Below are 19,812 nucleotides of genomic sequence, written 5' to 3'. Positions count from 1 at the left end.
AGAGGTATCCAACAATTGACGAGTTCTCGATGCGACGCGGCAGACCGCGCGGAACTCGTTTTCACCGACAGACCACGAAAGGTCGCAGGTATAGCTCATGAACTGTAACGAAACTCAAGATTTGCTCTCGGCGTTTTACGACGACGAGTTGTCGGTTGATGTGTGCGCTGCTGTTGCGGAGCATTTGCAAAGCTGTCAGGGATGTGCGAGGTCGTTGACTGATTTCGAGCGGCTTAGTGGTGCTTTCTCTCGTGCCGTGGCCCCGCCGGTTCCGCCGAGCGTTTGGGGGCAAGTTGTTCGAGGGCTCGACGCGGAAAACGCGACAGAGAGCGTAGGCAGGGTAAAGCCCTTGCCAGCGGTTGCCCCTGCTGTTGAGCTGGCCTCCAGCGCAAATGCCGATCGCTCGACGAATCGACGTATTAGTCGGGCGACGTATCGGCGTCTCGCGATTGCCGCTTCGATCCTCCTGGTCTTTGGCTTAAGCGTTTGGATATCTCGTCACGATACGATGTCCGACACGGATCACGGGCGTAGCAAAGAATTCGTTGCGACGATGGATCGCTACCTGCGGGCGCTTCCGGAGAATCCTGATGAGGCGGAGCAGTTCTTGCTGGATAAATACGATGGCAAAATGGTCGCTCCGGATGAGGCTGTCCGCCTTGTTGGATATCGACCGGCCGTAGCTGACGGCTTGCCGGAGCGCTATTCGCTCGCGTCGACAAGTGTTTTGAAGATGCCCTGCTGCACATGTGTGAAGGCCGTGTGTAAACGTCAGGATGGCTCGACGCTGGTTCTGTTTGAACACGACGACGAAGAGGTCGACTGGTTTGGGGACCGAACCTCCAGCATGGCGATGTGCGGCGATAAAGAGTGTTGTCTAGTCGATCTCGATTCAAGCATCGCAGCGACATGGCGAGAGGGCCCACGGAGTGTTACCGCCGTCGGCGTGAAGGACCAAGAAGAAGTCACGGCACTGGTCAGGTGGTTTAAACAGACTTGACCACCGATCTCCGTCAAAATGCAAATTCAATTCTCTAGGGACAACGGATGAAACTCGTATTTCAAAAACTTCGTGACAACACCTGGCTCGTCCAGGCTGTCGGTTTCTTGGTGATCGGCTTTGCGTTTGCTTGGTGGCTGCGAGGACCATCGTCGTCGGACTCGTCAGCGGGTTCCCAAGGCGTTGTGGCTGAGCAAGCATCGAATGCACCGGCAATCTGGACCTGTTCGATGCACCCTCAAATTCGGCGTGACGGGCCCGGTAGCTGTCCCATTTGCGGCATGGATCTGGTGCCTGTGAAGAAGTCGGCAAGCGGCGTTCGTACTGTTTCGATCAACGCGGACGTTAAGAAGCTGATGAACATTCAGACGGTTCCGGTAGGACGTCAGTATGTGACCGCTGATGTGCGGATGGTCGGGAAGATTGAGTATGACGAGACACGACTGGCGCACATCACCGCATGGGTTTCTGGGCGGCTGGATCGGCTGTATGTCGACTTCACTGGCGTCGAAGTCAACAAAGGCGATCACATGGCGTACATCTACAGCGAAGAGTTGTATACGGCCCAACAGGAGTTGATCGCGGCGATCGAGTCCAATGCTGGCCGTTCGTCATCTCGTTTCGTCAAACCGATCGACCTAGCAGAATCCGCTCGCGAGAAACTGCGGTTGCTTGGAATTACCGAAGAGCAAATCCAGGGAATCGAACAACGCGGCAAGCCAACCGAGCACCTAACGATTTACTCACCAGCTAGCGGAATTGTCGTAGAGAAACTCCGCCAGGAAGGTGACCGGGTTCGTACTGGCGATCGCATCTATACCGTTGCAGATTTGAGTCATCTGTGGGTGCAAATGGATGCCTATGAGTCTGATCTCGCCTGGCTTCGGTACGGGCAGGAAGTTGAATTCACGACGGAGGCTTACCCGGGTGAAGTCTTCAAGGGGCAGATCGCGTTTATCGACCCGGTTTTGAACAAGGACACCCGTACCGTCAAGGTCCGCGTGAACGTGTCGAACGAAGATGGACGACTGAAGCCAGAGATGTTCGTGCGGGCGATTGTTCGATCTAAAATCGCAGCCGGTGGCCGCGTGTTGGATGCATCGTTGGCTGGCAAATGGATCAGCCCAATGCACCCCGAAATCATCAAAGACGAACCAGGCAATTGCGATATCTGCAAGATGCCACTGGTGCGTGCAGAATCCCTTGGATACGTGACCGCAGAACCCAGTGATACCGCAAAGCCGCTTGTGATTCCCGTGTCGGCTGCCCTCTTAACCGGGACGCGAGCGATTGTTTATGTCCAGGTGCCAGACGCCGAAGAGCCGACTTACGAAGGGCGCGAGATTGTATTAGGCCCTCGCGCTGGCGATTACTACCTTGTCAAATCCGGTTTGAAAGAAGGTGAATTGGTCGTGACCAATGGCAACTTCAAACTTGACAGTGCTCTTCAAATCTCCGCCAAGCCTTCGATGATGACGCCAGCAGGCGGCGGAGGCGGCGGCGGTCACCATCATGGCGGCGACGCGATGCCTAAAGGTGAGGGTGACGCGATGACGGACCACTCGCAAATGTCACTGCCGCACAAAGTTGGCCAACAGATGCTGGCAGTTCTGGAATCCGTTAAGTCAGTCGAAGCAGCCATCGAGGAGGCGGAGCTAAGCAAAATCCGTGAAGCCTTTGCAACAGTGGGACAGCGAGTTGCAGCCGTGGACGCAAACACACTATCGGGCGATATGGCAGCCCAATGGCAGGAGTTTGCCATGTTGCTGGGAAACGACTCGGTCGAAGGGCAAGACATTCAAAGCTTGCAAGATGCGGATCGCGTGACTTTGGTGACCAAGGAACATGCGATGCGGCTACAGAAAATGTTCGGGATTTCACATGCCGGGCATGAGATGCCTGAGGAGACGCTTGATGTGCCGATGGCTTTTCGACAACAGTTAGATCGTTTGTTGCCCGCGTATTTGGCGATCGCTGATGGATTGGCATCGGACAAAGTCGATACGGCTACCAGTGGTGTCGAGCAATTGCATCAGAGCCTCCATTCGATCGACGCGAGCGGTCTTGATGACGTGGTCGCAAAGCGATGGGCAGCCGAGACACGAAGCCTCTCGTCGATTGCTGCTCGCCTAGCGAAGGCGACCGATTTGGAAGCGATGCGTTCCGCGTTTGCACTGCTATCTGATGAGTTAATCACGATCCAACGCATGTTTGGATTCCATAGCGGCAGTCAATTGTTTGAGCTGCATTGCCCGATGGCATTTGATGGGCGTGGAGCGACTTGGCTGCAGAGCAATGACACTGTTCGCAATCCGTATTACGGGGGCTCGATGCTCAAATGCGCCGACAAAGTCGAGCCGCTGGTCACTGCTCCACCGCCCAGTGGTGGCGAGCACGACAAACACAATCACGGCTAACGTCGATCTTCGAGTTCTCGACTTGATGATGAACGAAGCAATATGAACCCAGCCCGAGCCAACCGTATTTGCATGGAGGTATCGGTGTAGAAACTTCAACTAGAAGACACTGCAAACGAATGTCACAAACCCCTGATAATCCCCCCGCCTCCGAGACGGACTCCGATTCGCTCAACGCGATTGCTCCAGATGTAGACACGAACCGTCGAACGCTTCTCGGTGGCATCATTTGGTTCTGCATTCACAACAAGCTGGTCGTAACGCTGCTTGTTTTGGCGATCATGACTTGGGGTGTCATGGTTGCTCCTTTTGATTGGAAGGTGGGTGACCTTCCGCGCAATCCGGTTCCCGTTGATGCAATTCCGGACATCGGCGAAAACCAGCAGATCGTTTTCACGGAGTGGATGGGGCGCAGTCCAGAAGACGTCGAAGACCAGATCGGATACCCACTGACGGTCGCGCTGCTCGGCATCCCCGAAGTGAAGACGATCCGCAGCTACTCGATGTTTGGTTTCTCCAGCATCTACATCATCTTCAACGAGAACGCTGAATTCTATTGGTCGCGTTCGCGCGTACTGGAAAAACTCAACAGCCTGCCCGCCGGTACGTTGCCCGAGGGAGTCCAGCCTGCACTGGGGCCGGACGCAACAGCTTTGGGACAAATCCTGTGGTACACGCTTGAAGGCCATGATCCCGATGGTAACCCAACCGGCGGCTGGGACCTCGACGAACTAAGGACCCTCCAAGACTGGTACGTTCGCTATGCGTTGACATCGGCGGAAGGCGTCAGTGAAGTCGCGTCCATTGGTGGTTTTGTCCAGGAGTACCAGATCGACGTGGACCCAGACGCGATGCGGGCCGCGAATGTGTCGTTGGCCGAAGTGTTCCAGTCGGTTCGTATGACCAATGTCGATGTCGGGGCGCGAACGATTGAGCTTAACAAAGCGGAGTACGTGATCCGTGGCCTGGGATTCATCGAACAAGTCGAAGACATCGAAAGTACAGTCGTCAAAGTCTCCGACAACGTCCCGATTACGATCAAGGATGTCGCCGAGGTGCGGCTTGGTCCCGCGTTGAGACGTGGTGCCCTCGACAAAGCCGGCGCCGAGGCCGTCGGTGGCGTTGTGACGGTCCGATATGGATTCAATCCTCTTGAGTCCATCAAGAACGTCAAAGAGAAAATTGGCGAAATTTCTCCTGGGTTGCCGACAAAGGTCGTGGTCGACTACACGCGGACGACCAAAGAACAAGTCGACGCCTATGCCGATCGACACGGCTTACCAGACATAAGCGGTGCGAAACCCGAATTCGATCCGTGGGTACAGCACTTACGAAGCAACCCACGCGAGCAATGGCCGAAATGGATCACGACCAGCCAAGTTCGAGTTGTGCCGTTCTACGACCGAACGGGTGTGATCTACGAAACGCTCGGAACGCTCAACACGGCGCTCTCCGAGGAAATTCTGGTCACGATCATCGTGATCCTCGTCATGGTGCTGCACCTGAGAAGTTCGTTTCTCATTAGCGCATTGCTGCCGCTGGCAGTACTGATGTGTTTTATCGCCATGAAAACCTTTGGCGTTGACGCAAATATTGTTGCGTTGTCGGGCATTGCGATTGCCATTGGGACGATGGTGGATATGGGGATCATTCTTTGCGAAAACGTACTCAAACATCTCGACGAATCTGATCCCGAGGAGAATCGCGCGCACGTGATCTTTCGTGCTTCGTACGAAGTCGCCAGTGCAGTGCTGACAGCAGTTTCAACCACGGTCGTCAGTTTCCTGCCAGTGTTCACGATGATCGCCGCCGAGGGAAAGCTGTTTCGACCGTTGGCATTCACGAAGACGTTCGCGCTGGTTGCCTCGGTGATTGTCGCATTAACGATCATTCCACCGGCGGCTCATGTTTTGATGGGAGGCCGGATGAAAGCTGGTTCGTTGAGACGAATCATGATGCTATCGCTAATCGCGGCAGGGGTCCTGGCGATGTTCATGATCTCGTGGTGGGTAGGTGCGATCTTAATTGGCCTGGGTGCGTACAAACTCTTTGAGACACGCATTCCTGAAAAGTGGCAAAAGTATGGCCCCTACACCGCCAGTGCCATAGCGGTGCTTGTTGTTGCCTTTCTGTTGACCGAGCATTGGCTTCCGCTGGGGCCGGAGAAGGGAATGATCCGCAACTTGACGTTCGTCGGTCTTTTGATCGGCGGACTGCTAGGCTTCTTTACGATCTTTCAGCGTTTTCTGTACGAGCCTCTGCTGAGGTGGTGCCTGAACCACAAGCTGATGTTTCTTTCGCTGCCCGTTACACTACTGCTGTTCGGTGCGTGTGCTTGGCTCGGGTTCGACAAAGTCTTTTCGTTTATTCCTCGAACAGCCTCTGTTGTTGGTGTGGATGAATCAACCGTTCGTGAATCGAAGCCCTGGGCTGCGGCGACAGCGACCCTGCCCGGCCTTGGCAAAGAGTTCATGCCGCCGCTGGATGAAGGATCGTTCCTGTACATGCCGACAACGATGCCTCACGCTTCGATCGGTGAAGCGATGGACGTCCTGCAACTGCAGAACAAGTTTTTGATTTCGATTCCGGAAGTCGATTCCGTCGTCGGGAAGATCGGGCGTGCGGAAAGCCCTCTCGATCCGGCTCCCATCTCGATGATCGAAACCTTTATCTCATACAAATCTGAATACAAAACGGACGCCAACGGCAATCGTCTCAAGTTTCGCTATGACGATGAAACAGGTGACTTTGTCCGCGATGATAATGGAAAGTTGATCGAAGAGGCTCGTGGCAAACCGTTTCGACAGTGGCGTGACGAAATCAAATCACCCAACGACATCTGGGAGAAGATCACCGAGGCAGCAGACATCCCCGGCACGACCTCAGCACCGAAGCTGCAGCCGATCGCCGCTCGTATCGTCATGCTGCAAAGTGGAATGCGTGCCCCGATGGGCATGAAAGTCAAAGGTCCAGACCTAGAAACCATCGAACGGGTTGCCTTGCAAATCGAAGGTCTTTTGAAACAGGTGCCCACTATTCAGGCGTCTGCTGTGATCGCGGACCGAATCGTCGGAAAGCCGTATCTCGAGATCGATATCGACCGCGACGCCATCAAACGATACGGCTTGCATATACGAACCGTGCAGGATGTGATCGAAGTCGCAATCGGCGGCCGAAAGATAACAACGACCGTGGAAGGACGCGAGCGATATCCGGTGCGTGTGCGATATGCACGCGAGCTTCGAGACGAAGCCGAGTCGCTGGAGAAGATTTTGGTTCCGACGGCGATGGGGCAACAGATTCCCCTGACGCAACTTGCAACCGTCAAGTACGTTCGCGGACCGCAAGTCATCAAGAGCGAAGATACATTTTTGCTTGGTTACGTTCTGTTTGACATGAAGGCTGGCAACGCCGAAGTCGACGTTGTCGAAGATGCCCAGGCGTTCTTGCAGGAGAAGATCGACAGCGGCGAATTCGTTCTCCCGGCAGGTGTCAGCTATACCTTCGCCGGCAACTACGAGAATCAAATTCGTTCGCAAAAGACGTTGATGGTCGTGTTGCCCTTAGCATTAGGAATCATCTTCCTGATTCTGTACATGCAATTCAAATCGGTTATCACCACGTCGCTCGTGTTCAGTGGAATCATGATCGCTTGGTCGGGCGGGTTCATCATGTTATGGCTCTACGGAACCGATTGGTTTCTTAATTTCAACTTGCTTGGGACAAACATGCGTGAGCTGTTCCAGGTCCACACCATCAACCTCAGTGTTGCTGTTTGGGTTGGCTTTCTAGCGCTCTTTGGGATCGCCAGCGATGACGGCGTGGTGATTGCGTCTTACTTGGACGAGAGTTTCCGCAAAGACAAGATCACGAATGCAAAACATGCTCGTGAGGCAACCGTGACAGCGGGAATGCGGCGAGTTCGACCCTGCTTGATGACGACGGCAACAACGCTGTTAGCACTAATCCCAGTTCTCACATCCACCGGGCGTGGCAGCGACATCATGGTTCCAATGGCGATTCCCAGTTTCGGCGGCATGACGATCGAGATCATGACGATGCTTGTCGTCCCGGTGCTGTACTGCGCCGCCATGGAATGGAAACTCAAACTTGGAATCAAGGACGAGAAATTTGCAGAGAATGCATAGATTCGCACGACATCAAATCCTCGTAGAATGGCCAACGCACGTTCTTAGAAAAGCTCAAGAGACAAACATGCCTTACCTCGGTCTGACACCAACGCTCTGTGTTCTCGCAACGCTGTGCCTGTTCGTTGGCGGTGACATCACCAATGCCGCCGATCCAATTGTCGTCGTAACGGAAGGTGCGATCCCTGGAATACGGCAACCGCAAGCGGCTGTCAGTAATACTGGAATTATCGTTGTTACGTTTGGAGCGGGAGAGACTATCTACTTCTGTAAATCCACAGATCGAGGCCGAACGTACACGTCCCCAACAAAGGTTGGTCAGGTCCCAAAATTGGCGTTGGGAATGAGACGTGGGCCGAGAATCGTCGCGATAGAGGACCTCGTTGTCATCACTGCCATCAGCCACGAAACCGGCAATGTACGTGCGTGGCGTTCCATCGACGGCGGTGAATCGTGGGGCGACTCTGTCGAAGTGAACAATGAAGTCAAATCGGCTCGCGAAGGGTTGCACGACCTCGCGATTGGAAGCGACGGACTGCTGTTCTGCACGTGGCTTGATCTACGGAATGGTCGAACACAAGTTTATGGGGCGAGATCAAAAGACAGTGGCAAGACTTGGGAGAAAAACGTTCACGTCTATACTTCGCCATCCGGCACAGTATGTGAATGTTGCCATCCTTCGGTAGTGATTGACCAGAGCGGCGCGGTTCATGTCATGTGGCGAAACTTGATTGATGGCAATCGTGACATGTACGTGTCTACATCTGAAGACGATGGCCAGAGCTTCAGCAGAGCTGAGAAGCTTGGTTTGGATAGCTGGAAGTTGAACGCATGTCCGATGGATGGCGGGGACATCGCGACAAATTCAAACGGCGATTTGCTAACGGTTTGGCGTCACGATCGAAGCGTCTATTCGGCTGGTGTTGGATTGATGCGAGAAAACTTTCTCGGGCGCGGCGAACAGCCCTCGATCGTGGCTGCATCTGACAAATATTTCATCTCATGGGTCGATCGTCGTGGAGGGGAGCTACTGTTGTTGCGGCCGGCCTCCACGAATCCAGTATCCATCGCAACGAGAGCATCCGATCCCGTACTCGCCGCTTCGGTCACAGGCGGTGGTCCAGTGGTCCTGGTCTGGGAATCGAAAGAGGGCGATGTCTCGTCGATCCGATCTGAGATTGTCAATCAGTAAAACCGACTGACGCTGTGTCATCGGTGGCGAAGCATGCAACTTAACGCTCAATTGAGTCCTAAGATGTGAAGTCGGGAGTGCCGCAATCATACTCATCGGCCGATACTTGTTCGATCGCTATAGCTAATTCCTGGATTGATTGATAAACTGTTAGGATGTCCCGACTCCTTTGTTTACTGCTGATTCCCTTCTTAGTGCTGGGGCAATGCTTGCCTCATTCGCACGGGGGAACCGGCGTAGCTGAGCCGGACGGGCATGGCCTGCGTCCACACGTGCATTTGCGCAGTCACGATCACGCCCATGACGACCACCATAAGCATGCTGACCGAAATGAGTCGACATCGCATAGCGACTTACTCTTGCCTGCGGCAGAGCACGATTTTGATGCAGTCTATTTAATAGCTTCTGGTCAGTTATTGACGCGGGTTACTGGGTCTTTCGGGATAGATGTTCACTCGACCGACTGGGTCGAAGTTTTGCCCTCGATTGTCGTCGACACTCGGTCGCGAATGCGAACGACTGATCCGCCGAATCGCTATCGGACTCTGCCAATCTATCTTCTCACGGCCTCTCTTCGGCTGTAGCGGACGCGTGCGCGCAATCTTTGACTGCGTTGCACCTGCCTCTCCGTAGCGGAACTCGCCAAGAGTTTCGATCCATCACTTGGGTCTAGCCGGAAGTCTTTGCAGATTTTCGCTACCGGTTTGTGCTGCCCGCTGAAAATCCGTCGAGAAAAAGCTCCACAATGAAACACTTAACATCCTTTATGAAAGGCCTGATCGGGCCAGCGATCATCATCGGCGCTGTCGCTGCGCTCTGGTTCTTCCGAGCAGAATTGTTCGGTAGCAACGAGGTAAGCGAAACGTCGACTGCTAGCTCGTCGGACGAGTCTGCCGAAAAGCAAACCGTGCTTGAAATCAGCGAGCAGGCTCGAAAAAACTTGTCGCTCACGTCCAAGGCGGCTCGGCCTCAGTCGTACTGGCGGACCGTTGTGATTCCCGGTGAAGTCGCTGACCGTCCAGGGTTGTCCGACCGGGGCGTCACATCACCGGCAGTCGGCGTCGTTTCCGCAATCCATGCGTTTCCCGGCGACACCATGAGTCCTGGCGAACCGTTGTTCACGCTGCGGCTTTTCAGTGAATACTTGCAAGCAACTCAAACGACATTGTTCAAGGCGCGGCAGGAAACGGCGATCGTACAAGCCGAGATCGGCCGACTATCAGGTGCCGTCAGCAGCGGTGCGGTTTCGCGTTCCACGTTGATCGAATTGCAAAGCGAGATCAGTCGACAAAACACCTTAATCCAAGCGGCTCGTCAGGAATTGCTCACTCGTGGGTTAACGCCTGACCAAGTGCAGCAGATTGAATCAGGGGCGTTCGTTTCGACCGTCGATGTCGTCGCTCCGCCGCTTCGCGATTTGTCAGCCGTCACAAAACGGTCGCTGCCGCAAGCGGTTCAGCAGGTCAGTTACATCAACGAATTGGGCGAGGGGCAAGGTATTGCTTACGAGGTGCAAGAACTCTCAGTCGAACTGGGGCAACAAGTTCAAGCCGGGCAGTTACTCGCGAATCTGTCGAATCATCAAATGCTGTACGTTGTCGGACACGCGTTCAAACGCGAGGCCGCGTTTCTTGAGCAGGCAGCTCAAGAAAAACGTCCCATTGAGGTCGAGTTTGCTGAGGATGAAGGAGGTCGCTGGCCGGAGCTGAATCAGACTTTCAATATTCGCCATTTGGCGAATTCCATCGACACAAACAGCCGTACGTTTGACTTCTTTGTACCGTTGACCAATCAGTCGCGATTGTATGGGGAGCAAGAGCGTGCGTTCCTTGTTTGGCGTTTTCGACCGGGCCAACGTGCACGCATCCACATTCCCGTTGAAGAATTTGACGATGTGTTCGTATTGCCATCCGAAGCAGTCGTTTGGGAAGGCCCCGAAGCCTACGTGTTCCGGCAAAACGGCGACTTATTCAAGCAGATTCCCGTTCACGTGCTTCACGAGGATCGAAGATCCGTTGTCATCGCCAACGACGGCAGCATCACGCCGGGTGCCTTCTTGGCGCAAGGCTCAGCGGCATCGCTCAATCGAGTCTTGAAGTCGCAATCGGCTAGCGGCCAGCAACCAGGTGTCCATGTCCATGCCGACGGCACAACTCACGCGGCCCACTAAAGGAATCAACATGCTTGATGCAATTATAAAAATTTCGCTTCGATACCGAATGCTGGTCGTCGTCGTCAGCCTGTTTGTGCTGGTCTACGGCACGTATTTGGCCGCACAGATGTCGATCGACGTCTTTCCCGACCTCGACCGACCTCGCGTCGTCATCATCACCGAAGCTCCAGGACTGGCGACCGAAGAAGTCGAGACGCTGGTGACTCAGCCAATCGAAATTGCGCTGATGGGGGCCAACGGCGTTCAAGCTGTTCGCAGTCAATCGACCGCCGGGCTGAACGTCATCTACATCGAGTTTGATTGGTCAACCGAAATTCGGGCGGCAAGACAAACGGTTCAAGAGCGATTGTCGACGCTGGAAGGTATCTTGCCCGACGGGATTCGCCCGCAGATGACGCCGCCTTCGTCGATCATGGGTCAAATCATCGTCGCGGGCATCTATCGCCAAAACGGTCCCAATGGAGGACGGCTAGCGCAGGTCGGCAATACGGAAATGATGGCCGAGATGGTTATCGGCCCAAACGGTGAATTTCAAATTGGTGCTTGGCTGCCGGGTGATCGGCATGACTTTTCAACTTGGAAAAAATTGGATCCGAAATCCGTTACTTGGTCCCCAATTGAGTCGCCGGCGCTAGCCGCGGGTTCCGTGGTTTCAAAACCCGAGGTTAGTGCCCACGGGCCACAGAACCATCCGACCGGGATGGCAACGATGGAGATCGACGAACGAACCCACCAAGCCAACTTCTATTCCGACCAAAAGCAACAGCTCGAACTACGAACGGTTGCCGACTGGATCATTCGTCCACGGCTATTGAAAGTGACTGGTGTCGCCGAAGTCTTCATGCTCGGCGGCGATCGCAAACAGTACCAGATTCTAATTGACCCTACGGCGCTGCTCGAATACGGCGTCACTGTTCAAGACGTCGAACAAGCGTTGCGAGCAAGCAACATCAACACCAGCGGTGGGTTTGCCGTGACGGGCGAAACGGAGCGACCCATCCGCGTGCTCGGCCGACTGGGGCCTGAGTCGCGTGTTGTGATCGAAGATTTAAAAAAAATTCCAGTTGGAGATTACACCAAACGTGCTGTGTTATTGGAGCAAGTTGCACGCGTGACCGAAGGACCACAGTTCAAACGCGGCGATGGCAGCGTTAACGGCAAACCGGGGATCGTATTCACCACTGTCAAACAACCTCATATTGATACTCGCGATCTAAGTGATGCGGTCGCGGAGGCGTTTGTCGAGGTCGAAGCATCCTTGCCAGCGGACATCATTGTCAATTCAGAATTGTTTCGACTGCGGAATTTTATCGACCGTGGAATTTTCAATGTTGCTGAGGCGCTTGTCATCGGTGCGGTGCTAGTCATCGTCGTCCTGTTTCTGTTCCTGCTGAATTTTCGCACGACGTTCATTACGCTTACTGCAATCCCACTTTCACTGGTGCTAACGACGCTGACGTTTCGCATTATGGGTTGGCTAAGCGGCACCGAGCTTTCCATCAATGTGATGACACTGGGCGGGATTGCCGTCGCCATGGGGGAGCTTGTCGATGACGCCATCGTCGATGTCGAAAACATCTTTCGGCGTTTGAAGCAGAACAATCTTTTGCCCATCGAACAGCAGAAACCCTCCATCGTCATTACCTTCGAGGCAAGCAAGGAGATTCGCAGTTCAATCGTGTTCGGCACAGCAGTCGTGATCCTGTCGTTTATGCCGCTATTTGCACTCTCCGGCGTGGAAGGCCGATTATTCACGCCACTCGGTTTCGCGTACATCGTTTCGATCCTTTCTTCGTTCGTGGTGTCCATGACGGTGACACCAGTGCTGTCCTACTACCTCCTTCCGAAATCCCGAGCAACTCACCATGAAGGCGACGGTTTTCTGCTGCACGGCTTGAAGAAGCTCGTGACCAATTTGATCCGGCTCAGCATGGCAATGCCGCGAACACTACTGATCTTGACATGGCTTGCCGTTGCCGTCGCCGCCTGGCAGATGTCAACGTTGGGACGAAACTTCTTGCCGCCGTTCGACGAAGGCAGCATTCAAGTGAACGTGACCCTGCCGCCGGGTTCGTCGCTTGACGCATCCAATCAGGTTTCGCGCGCTATTGATTCCGTGTTTCTGTCGATGCAAAAGAACGCCGAGAATCCCGAAGGCGAAATTTTGTATTTTGTTCGCAGAACGGGACGTGCAGAGATGGACGAACACGCTTCGCCTGTCAATTTCGGCGAATACATCCTGAGCATGAATCCGGAATCACCGACAGGACGAGAAGAAATATTGGCGCGTTTGCGAGAACGGATCAGCAATGAAGCTCCCGGCGTTGATATTGAAGTTGAGCAACCGCTGGCACACTTGATTAGCCACATGATCTCTGGCGTTTACGCTCAGATAGCTATCAAGATTCACGGCGACGATTTGGACACATTGCAGCGTGTGGCCGAGAAAGTGAAAGCAACGATTCAGGACGTGCCTGGAATTACACCGCCGGTGGTCGAGCCTATTCAAGAGACAACGGAATTGCATATCGAGTTGCGAGCCGATGATTTGGCGTTGCATGGACTGACTCGCGAATATGTTGCCGATGTATTGCAAACGGCACTGCAAGGCGAAGTCGTTTCGCAAGTCCTCGAAGGTCAACGACGTTTCGACTTGCTCGTGCGTCTCGAAGAGGAATACCGCACTGACTACGCTAATCTCGATCGGCTTCGCATCGACCTGCAAGATCGAGAAGGACAACCCGATCGCGGACAGATCGAACTTCGCGAGGTCGCGGACGTGGGCGTCGGCACTGGGCCAAACTCGATCAACCGCGAAAACGCCCGCCGCCGAATTGTCATACGCTGCAATACCGAAGGACGTGATTTGGCCGGTGCAGTCGGCGACATCAAACAGCGCATAGGCGATCAAATTGAAACGCCCGTCGGCTACTTCATCGAATTTGGCGGACAGTTCGAGAGTCAACAGCGGGCAACACAGCTCATCATCGTGCTGGCCGGACTATCCGTGATCGGAATGTTCGTGGTGTTGTTGATTCTGTTTCCGTCAATCCGCGTCGTTCTGCAAATCCTCAACGCCCTGCCGACTGCGTTCATCGGCGGAGTGATGGCGTTGGTCATCACGCAGCAAACTCTCACGGTTGAACGGCCAGACCCAACAGGCCGTTGGCCTGGGCTAGGCAACTCGCTGGGCCGTTGGCCCGAAAACTTTAACCAACCGCTTTCAAGGAACCATTCAATGAAATTCTCGAACACAACTTTGTCACTCGTTTTCTGTGGACTCATCGGCTTCGTTGGCTGTAAGCAAGAGACGGCTTCGACAACAACGACTCCCGCGCCTGCATCGGACGGCGCACACGTACATGACGATGGCACCGAACACGCCCCACACGGTGCCCACGGTACGGGACCACATGATGGAACCATCGCCGACTGGGGCGGTGGTAAGTATCACGTCGAGTTCACCGTCGATCACGACAAGCAAGAAGGCACGGTCTATATCCTTGGTGCCGACGAGAAGTCGCCCGTTCCGATTGACGCTGAGTCCATCGACTTGAGCATCGGCGATCCGGTGATGCAAGTCACGCTGAAGGCTGCACCGCAAGACAGCGATCCGGCCGGCAAAGCATCTCGCTTCGTCGGAAACCACGAGAAACTGGGCGTCGTTCAAGAATACGCTGGCACGATCGCTGGCGTCATTGACGGCACACCGTACTCCGGTGACTTCAAGGAAGAGCCACACGGCGATCACTGAGCTCGTTGTTTAACAGGCTCTGCCCGCCAAATGGCGAGACCTCCGAGGAATGCCAATTTGGCCCGGCACCCTCGGAGGCCGTTTTTCGTGCTGCTGGCAATGTCGTCAAAGACCGGACTGTCGTTCTGGCCTAGCTTTGGTCTGGGAATCTTACTCCCTTCGTTTCAAGATTTGAATTTAGTCGCAAAGCAAACCGAAACTTGGAAGTGTCCGTTGTTGTAGTAAGCCCCGATTGATCCGCAGATGGATTCAACAAGTCGTCGAGTCAGCGTGAGGCCGAGGCCAGCGTGGGTGCCGGTGGCGGTGCGAGCAGTGTCGGATCGCCAAAAACGATCGAATACCTTGTCGATGTCGTGTGCTGGGAAATCACTGGCTTGGTTGTCGAAGGTGATTTTGGTTTGGTTGGCTGTGGAAGTGCTGGTGATTGTGATGGTGGAGTTTGGGTCGGAATAGCTGGTCGCGTTGTCTAACAGGTTGCGAATGATCATCGTTAGGATTTGCGGGTCTGATTCGATGGTCAGTTCTCGTGGGATGTTGAGTTGGATTTCCAAACGCCGATCGAGAATCGTTTCCTCGAAGTCGGCGCAAAGCCGGTCGATCAGTCGATGAAGGTGGACGACTTCGGTGGAATGATTGGCTTGGCATGTCGACCGAGTGGTGGCGAGCAAGGCGGCGACGATGGCGGACGTTTGGGTCGTGATTTCTTGACAATCGCTGAGCGTCCGTTGATACGAATCCGGTTCGCGAGGTTGAGCAAGGGCGACGTCGAGCTTGGCTTGCAGGCCAGCGAGCGGTGTTCGCAACTCGTGCGCGACGTCCGCCGAAAATGAACGCTCACGTTCAAAGGTTTGTTCGAGTCGTTGCAGTAAGGAGTTGATGGTTTGCGAAAGCGGTCGCAATTCGGCGGGTTGTGTTTCGATCGTTTCGATACGTTGATTGAGCGAGTCGGCCTGGATGCCAGTGATCTGCCGCGTGACCGCCACGATCGGTTTCAGGCCAAAGCGAACAGCCAGCCAAGTGAGGCCTAGCGAGACGATCAATCCGGCGATTCCCACTCGCAGCACTGTGCCGCGAAGTTGTGCGATGGTAGCGTCAACGTTGGAAGTCGATCGTGCCAGTGCAATGGTCACGGTTTCGGGCTTGACGATTTGACTTTCCTGTCGCGGGATGAACTGCAACGTCGCGACTCGCTCGCCTAATTGTCCCCATGGTTTGATGGGTTGAGCATTGGCGGGAAACGCATTGACGACTTCTTGGTCGATCCACGCGGTGATGGTTTCGCGATCGACATTGATCGGATTCGTGGTCGCATCATCTTCTTGCCACTCAAACTCGACACGGTTTGACGAGGTAGTCGTCGGCACCGTTGTCGAGACCTCGAACACGCTGATCGACGGCATCAAATGCTGTTAGCAACAGGACCGGCGTCGTTTGCTTGCCGGCGCGAAGCTCTCGCAAGATTTCCAGACCGCTGGTATCAGGCAGCATGATGTCGAGCACGATGGCGTCGTGTTCGCCCGACTTGGAACGCCACATACCATCACGTCCATCGGCGGATGAATCGACTGCGAAACCGTCTTCGCAGAGCGCTTGCACAACGCTGCTGCGAATCGGTTCGTAGTCTTCGATGACGAGCACTCTCATCGGCAATCCTGGAGGGAGCGTGAGGTGACGAGATCAATCATCGTCTTCTTCGTCATCATCGTCGTCGTCATGATCTCCATCCTCGTCGTCGTGATCATCATCGGCTTCCAATTCCATAACGCGGCCGGATGGATCGACCAGCAGCTCGACTTCTTTGCCGTCGACCATCGCCTCGATTTCGTACAGCACCACCATCTTCTTTTCAAACTCGGCGGTCGCACCCTTGGGCAGATGCTTCATCGCGGCAGCTTGCACTGCGGCGGGGACCGCGTCGCCGGAGACGGACATTTCGGTTTCCATCACTTCGCCGGCTTCGTTGACGTTAACCTCATGATCGACGTCGCCAACTTTCCATGCGGCTTCGTACAAGGTGAACCCGTCTTCAGTTTCCTTTTCGACGTCGGTCATCGTAGCGGAGCCAGCAGCGGATTTGATGGCGGTTTGGACAGCGGTCGGTGCGTCGGTCAGTTTGATCTTGGTCGCTTCGGCTTCGTGACCTTCGTGGTGGTCAGGTTTGAGTGCCCAAGCGGTCGACAGGCCGATCGTGCATACGGCCGCAGTGGCGATGATTCGTTTCATTTTTCAATCCTTCGTGATGAGGCGGTGCCAAAGTCACAATGGCTTCGGCTATCGGTTAATGTTAGCGATCCAATGTGAGAGGACCGTGAGAGTCGGGGCCGGTTATTGCGATTATTTGGGTCGTTCGCGTCGACCGTGTACTACTAACCATACCGAATTACGAGGTCGATCTTGTAGGTACGGATACTTCGATCACGACGCAGACCTCATAACTGGAGAAACCAAGGATGGTTTCCAAGGCAGTGACAGCACCGATTTGGCAATCCTTGGCGATTGTTCTGTTCGCATTGACTGGCGTCGTGGGCTGTAGATCGCCGCAACCCTATTGCGATCCCGGCCTGCCCTCCCGCGAGCTTACGACCCGCACTGGCGTGACCCCGCAAACGGTTCTAGCTGCAGAGCAAATGATCCCGCCGGGGGGTTGTCTTGGATGATGGGTTGAGTGAAGACGAGGCGGTCCAGACGGCCTTGTCGAACAACTCGGCATTTCAAGCCGCACTCGCCCAACTCGGCATGGCACATGGCGACGCGGTGCAGGCAAGTCTGCTGGCGAACCCTCAGTTCCTTGCATACTTTCCGACCAGTGCCAAAGAAGGACAGTACACGTTGTTCGCGCCGATCGAGTCGTACTTGTTGCGACCAACACGTGTGAAAGTCGCCAACCGCGAGTACCGACGCATCGGCGAAACACTCGTCCAGAACGGACTCGATTTGGCGCGGAATGTTCGCGTTGCTTACGCGGATCTGGCTGTCGCGACTCAGCAAGCTCAGCTCGCCCGAGAAGCTCTTCAGATTCGTGGCGAGGTATTCGACGTGACCGAGAAGCGTTTGAAAGAGGGCGACATCAGTGAATTGGAAACGATCACCGCCAAAGTGGATCGTTTGAATGCGAAAGCGGCGGCGGGGGTGCAGGATCAAACTGTGGCGATTGCAGAAGCTCGGTTGGCTACGTTGATCGGCTTGACTCGATTGCCGACGCCGTTGGTTCCGTTGCCGCTGCAGTCGCCGGCATTACCGACGTTGGACGAACAGCAAGTTATCGACCAAGCACTCGCTTGCCGGCCGCGACCGCGTCCTTTTGGTTGTCGCCAGAGATCATAATCATCCGCTCGATACCGAGTTCGCGAAGCCGCAAGATTGTTCGCTTGGAAGCTTCACGGGGTGTGTCCATCAAACCGATCACGCCGAGATAACGATCGCCACTCCGGACGATCATGGTTGTCCGTCCGTTCTCTTCGAGCGATTCGACGATCTCGCGAACGCTATCTGGCAGCGGCGGTCCGTCGACTTCGGCGAACAGATCGTCTTTGCCGATGTGAACGATGTCTCCTTCGACCGTCGCCTGAATGCCGCGACCGGTGATGCTCTGCAAATCGGTTCCATCGGGAATCGCTCAACCTGACCGCGACAGTGTTTTGTCTTGCGACAGTTGGTCGAAAACCTCGGCGAGTTTCTCAATACAATCGTCATCCTTTTGCGGATCAAGGTTTGTAGTGGACAAAGTTTTTGACACGTCGTTCCTTTTCTGCGAAAAGGTTGTAACCGACAGTCGCTTTCATCGTGGTCTAATCTATGCAACATTGAACTGACTTGCAGAGTTTGTCTGCAAGGCGAGTTACATCGAGATAACGTTCTCTGTTATTTATCAACGATTTTTCTGGCTATCCATTTTTCTGGCTATCCACAATTTCCACTGGGCAACCTTCGGGGAGCCCATAACCTCCGGCGGTGGCGACTTGGTCGCCGGTTTTGAGGCCGCTGAGAATTTGTACTTGGTCGCTCGTTTCGACTCCGAGTGTGACTGCGGTTTCGTACGCTTTGTTGTTGCGGATGATAGTGACCACGGGCGTCCCCGAATTGTCTGCGACGGCGGCGACCGGGATGGCGAGGGCCGAGGTGACTTCGGGGAGCGACACATGCACTTGGCAACTGAGTCCGGGACGTAATAAGTGGTCGCTGTTCTCAACCAATGCGAAGACGACCACGTTGCCTGTGGCCGGATCGGCTTGGCCGCTGATGCGGATGACTTTGCCAGGGAAGGATCGTCCGGGAAGCGACGCCAATTCGATCTTGATTTCAGTGCCTTCGCGTATCTTCGCGAACTGGGTGCTAGGGATGCGTATTTGCACAAACACTTCGTCGAGGTTCATCACCGTTGCCAACGAAACGGCCCGATCGAAGAACTGGCCTTGTCGAGCTAGTAACTGAACGACCACTCCATCCATGGGACTGGTGATCGAACACCAATCCAGTGTCAGGTTCGCTTGCTGGAGATCCGCTTTCGCGGCGTCGAGTTGGCCTTGAGCTTCGGCGACCATTTCAGGCCGCGTACCGGCTTCGAGCAACTTCACTTTCTCTTGTGCCGATGCGAGTGCAGCTTCAGCTGATTTGGCGGCTTCGGCTTTGGTTTGATAAACGACCGGTGAGATTTCGTTTCGGTCGAGTAGGTCTTTCAAGGCGCGGAGCTCGTTGTTGAGTGCATCGGCGGTTGCCGCCGCGTTGCTGGCGTCCTGCTTCGCTCCGGCAATTTCTTCCGGCAAGTAACCGCTCTTGAGCCGCTTCACTGCCGCTGTTTTCTCGGCCACGGTTGCTTCGGCACGGGCGACGGCGACTCGGGCGGATCGAGTATCAAGTTCCACCAATAGTTCGTCTGCCTTGACCGATTGGCCCTCGACGACATCCAGTTTGCTGACCCAGCCGCCGAGTTGTGGCGAGATCACGGCCGTCTTTTCGGGAATCGCGACGATCTGGCCGACCAGATCAAGCAACGGTCGAAGCGTCGTGATTTCGGCAGTAGCGACTTCAACGGACACGGGTGGCTGCGCGGGTACTTCGTCGATTGGTGCTGTCGCATCGGGTGATTTCGGCGAGCAGCCAACCAGGGTGAGGACTAATAGTGACAACA

12 protein-coding genes are annotated in these 19,812 nt (G+C 54.8%); 7 read left to right on the top strand and 5 right to left on the bottom strand.

Annotated elements, in window-relative coordinates:
* Positions 1-97: 97 nt before the first annotated feature.
* The 6 genes from Enr13x_RS35595 (at position 98) to Enr13x_RS35565 (ending at position 14,684) form a co-directional block, all read left to right on the top strand.
* On the top strand, positions 98-1,000 hold the full coding sequence (locus Enr13x_RS35595) for an anti-sigma factor (protein WP_145391687.1): 903 nt from the start codon (positions 98-100) through the stop codon (positions 998-1,000).
* Positions 1,001-1,047: 47 nt separating this feature from the next.
* Positions 1,048-3,417, top strand: a complete 2,370-nt coding sequence (locus Enr13x_RS35590) for an efflux RND transporter periplasmic adaptor subunit (protein WP_145391686.1) — start codon at positions 1,048-1,050, stop codon at positions 3,415-3,417.
* A 119-nt stretch (positions 3,418-3,536) separates the two neighbouring features.
* A complete protein-coding gene (locus Enr13x_RS35585; protein ID WP_315856977.1) occupies positions 3,537-7,565 on the top strand; it encodes an efflux RND transporter permease subunit in 4,029 nt (1,342 codons plus the stop codon).
* 67 nt (positions 7,566-7,632) lie between these two features.
* Positions 7,633-8,757: a sialidase family protein gene (locus tag Enr13x_RS35580; protein ID WP_231743981.1), complete on the top strand. Its 1,125-nt coding sequence runs from the start codon at positions 7,633-7,635 to the stop codon at positions 8,755-8,757.
* Positions 8,758-9,502: 745 nt separating this feature from the next.
* Positions 9,503-10,927: an efflux RND transporter periplasmic adaptor subunit gene (locus Enr13x_RS35570; protein ID WP_145391683.1), complete on the top strand. Its 1,425-nt coding sequence runs from the start codon at positions 9,503-9,505 to the stop codon at positions 10,925-10,927.
* 10 nt (positions 10,928-10,937) lie between these two features.
* Complete coding sequence (locus tag Enr13x_RS35565) at positions 10,938-14,684, top strand: efflux RND transporter permease subunit (protein WP_231743980.1); 3,747 nt, start codon at positions 10,938-10,940, stop codon at positions 14,682-14,684.
* Between the two features lie 164 nt (positions 14,685-14,848).
* On the opposite strand, the gene Enr13x_RS35560 is transcribed toward Enr13x_RS35565, so the two are convergent.
* Genes Enr13x_RS35560 through Enr13x_RS35550 form a run of 3 tightly spaced genes read right to left on the bottom strand, consistent with a single transcriptional unit; the run spans position 14,849 to position 16,907 of the window.
* Positions 14,849-16,048, bottom strand: coding sequence for an ATP-binding protein (locus Enr13x_RS35560; protein ID WP_197455613.1), 1,200 nt, complete (start codon positions 16,046-16,048; stop codon positions 14,849-14,851).
* Positions 16,011-16,328: a response regulator gene (locus tag Enr13x_RS35555; protein WP_145391681.1), complete on the bottom strand. Its 318-nt coding sequence runs from the start codon at positions 16,326-16,328 to the stop codon at positions 16,011-16,013. Before Enr13x_RS35555 ends, Enr13x_RS35560 begins: the two co-directional genes overlap by 38 nt.
* A 33-nt stretch (positions 16,329-16,361) precedes the next feature.
* Positions 16,362-16,907 (bottom strand): hypothetical protein, encoded by a 546-nt coding sequence (locus Enr13x_RS35550; protein WP_145391680.1) that lies wholly within the window; start codon positions 16,905-16,907, stop codon positions 16,362-16,364.
* A gap of 438 nt (positions 16,908-17,345) precedes the next feature.
* Here Enr13x_RS35550 and Enr13x_RS35545 point away from each other — a divergent pair, with 438 nt between their 5' ends.
* Positions 17,346-18,008 carry a TolC family protein gene (locus Enr13x_RS35545; RefSeq protein WP_197455612.1) on the top strand — a complete coding sequence of 221 codons (663 nt, stop codon included), beginning with the start codon at positions 17,346-17,348 and terminating at the stop codon, positions 18,006-18,008.
* Here the strand turns inward: Enr13x_RS35545 and Enr13x_RS35540 are convergent.
* The gene (locus tag Enr13x_RS35540) at positions 17,944-18,279 is read right to left on the bottom strand and encodes an HAD family hydrolase (protein WP_231743979.1); all 336 of its coding nucleotides are present in this window, start codon (positions 18,277-18,279) and stop codon (positions 17,944-17,946) included. The two genes, Enr13x_RS35545 and Enr13x_RS35540, sit on opposite strands and share 65 nt — an antisense overlap.
* Positions 18,280-18,568: 289 nt before the next feature.
* Entirely contained in the window at positions 18,569-19,720 is a 1,152-nt protein-coding gene (locus Enr13x_RS35535) for an efflux RND transporter periplasmic adaptor subunit (protein WP_197455611.1), read from the bottom strand.
* Between the last annotated feature and the right edge of the window lie 92 nt (positions 19,721-19,812).

It is taken from the genome of Stieleria neptunia (genome assembly GCF_007754155.1).
Taxonomy (GTDB): Bacteria; Planctomycetota; Planctomycetia; order Pirellulales; family Pirellulaceae; genus Stieleria; species Stieleria neptunia.
The sequence above is the reverse complement of the archived record's forward strand: the minus strand, read 5'-3'. Positions and strand labels throughout refer to the sequence as shown.

Excerpts from the sequence above, each read along its gene's own strand:
- Enr13x_RS35595 (WP_145391687.1), top strand. The coding sequence starts at position 98 with ATGAACTGTAACGAAACTCAAGATTTGCTCTCGGCGTTTTACGACGAC.
- Enr13x_RS35590 (WP_145391686.1), top strand. The coding sequence starts at position 1,048 with ATGAAACTCGTATTTCAAAAACTTCGTGACAACACCTGGCTCGTCCAG.
- Enr13x_RS35585 (WP_315856977.1), top strand. The coding sequence starts at position 3,537 with ATGTCACAAACCCCTGATAATCCCCCCGCCTCCGAGACGGACTCCGAT.
- Enr13x_RS35580 (WP_231743981.1), top strand. The coding sequence starts at position 7,633 with ATGCCTTACCTCGGTCTGACACCAACGCTCTGTGTTCTCGCAACGCTG.
- Enr13x_RS35570 (WP_145391683.1), top strand. The coding sequence starts at position 9,503 with ATGAAACACTTAACATCCTTTATGAAAGGCCTGATCGGGCCAGCGATC.
- Enr13x_RS35565 (WP_231743980.1), top strand. The coding sequence starts at position 10,938 with ATGCTTGATGCAATTATAAAAATTTCGCTTCGATACCGAATGCTGGTC.
- Enr13x_RS35555 (WP_145391681.1), bottom strand. The coding sequence starts at position 16,328 with ATGAGAGTGCTCGTCATCGAAGACTACGAACCGATTCGCAGCAGCGTT.
- Enr13x_RS35550 (WP_145391680.1), bottom strand. The coding sequence starts at position 16,907 with ATGAAACGAATCATCGCCACTGCGGCCGTATGCACGATCGGCCTGTCG.